This is a genomic window from Allobosea sp. CER48, assembly GCF_044752385.1.
Lineage (GTDB): Bacteria > Pseudomonadota > Alphaproteobacteria > Rhizobiales > Beijerinckiaceae > Allobosea.
The window spans coordinates 1-1,708 of record NZ_JBIWYK010000575.1; the positions used below are offsets into that span (position 1 = coordinate 1).

The window sequence follows — 1,708 nt, forward strand, 5'->3', positions numbered from 1 at the left end:
CCCCCCTCCGTCCCCGACGCGCCTCTCCCCGCCGACAACTATCTGGCGATGGTGCTGCTCGTGGACGACCAGGTGATGGTCTGCGAAGCCGTCCGGCGGGCGCTGGTCCATCACGGCGACGTGGACTTCCACTATTGCACCGATCCGCTGGAAGCGATCGATGTCGCGCAGCGCGTCAAGCCGACCGTCATTCTGCAGGACCTGGTGATGCCGGGCGTGGACGGGCTCGATCTGGTGCGCCGCTATCGCAAGCACCCGGCCCTGCACAGCGTGCCGGTCATCGTGCTCTCGACCAAGGAAGACCCCGCGATCAAGAGCGAAGCCTTCCAGGCGGGCGCGAACGACTATCTGGTGAAGCTTCCCGACACGATCGAGCTGATCGCCCGCATCCGCTACCATACGCGCGCCTATCTCGATCACCTGCAGCGCGACGAGGCCTATCGCGCCCTGCGCGAGAGCCAGCGCGAGCTGATGCGCGCCAATCTCGAGCTCGAGCGCCTGACGCGGATCGATGGCCTGACCGGGCTCGGCAACCGCCGATATTTCGACGAGTACCTCGCTGCGGAATGGAAGCGCGGCATCAGGACCGGCAACCCTCTGTCGGTGCTGATGATCGATGTCGATCACTTCAAGCGCTACAACGATGCCTATGGCCATCTGGCGGGCGATGACGTGCTGAAGCAGGTCGCCGGCGTGATCCAGAACGGCGCCTGTCGCGCGACAGACCTCGCCGCCCGCTTCGGCGGCGAAGAGTTCGTGGTGATCCTGACCGATGTCCCGCCGGACGGGGCGGCCCATGTGGCCGAGCGCATGGTTCAGGGGGTCCGCGACCTGAACATCCCCCACGGGTCCCAGCGCGTGACGATCAGTGTCGGCGTGGCGACCGCCTGGCCGAGCGCGGAAACCGGTCCCGGCGGCGTCGTCAACGCCGCCGACCTGGCGCTATTCCGTGCGAAGAACAGTGGCCGGGACCGCGCCGTGTTCCCCGACATCCTGCCCGCCGCCACGGAGGACTAGGCCGGCCCTCGCCGGGCCGCCGAAGTTCTGAGCTCAGACGGAGCGCGTCAGTCCGCCGTCGACGCGGAGGTTCTGCCCCGTGATGTAGGCTGCATCGGGCGAAACCAGGAAGGCGACGGTGCCCGCGATCTCGGCGCTGGTCCCGTAACGCTTCATCGGCACCGCCTCGCGCCGCTCCTCGGTTGCCGGCAGGCTGTCGATCCAACCGGGCAGCACGTTGTTCATGCGGATGTTGTCGCCCGCATAGGTGTCGGTGAAAACCTTGGTGAAGGATGCGAGGCCGGCGCGGAACACCGCCGAGGTCGGGAACATCGCGCTCGGCTCGAAGGCCCAGGCCGTCGAGATGTTGACGATGGCACCGGACTTCTGGCGCTGCATGATCGGCGCCACCAGCCGCACCGGGCGGATGACGTTCATCAGATAGACGTCGAGCCCGCGATGCCAGTCCTCGTCGGTAATGTCGAGGATGGGCGCGCGAGGCCCATGGCCGGCGCTGTTCACCAGGGCGTCGATCCGGCCCCAGCGTTCCATCGCGACGTCCACGAGCCGGCGCAGATCGTCATTCGACTGGTTGGACCCGGTCACGCCGATCCCGCCGAGCTCCTTTGCCAGCGCCTCGCCCTTGCCGGACGAGGACAGGATGGCGACGCGGAAGCCGTCCGCCGCCAGGCGTTTGGCCGCGGCGGCGCCC

At 67.9% G+C, this 1,708-nt stretch carries 2 protein-coding genes; one reads left to right on the top strand and one right to left on the bottom strand.

Annotated features, from left to right (window positions below; all coding sequences use genetic code 11):
• Positions 1-1,017: diguanylate cyclase (locus ACIPIA_RS15640; protein ID WP_400510884.1), on the top strand; the 1,017-nt coding region annotated here is incomplete at its 5' end.
• Positions 1,018-1,050: 33 nt separating this feature from the next.
• Here the strand turns inward: ACIPIA_RS15640 and ACIPIA_RS15645 are convergent.
• A partial coding sequence (locus tag ACIPIA_RS15645) for an SDR family oxidoreductase (protein WP_400510886.1) occupies positions 1,051-1,708 on the bottom strand: 658 nt, incomplete at its 5' end.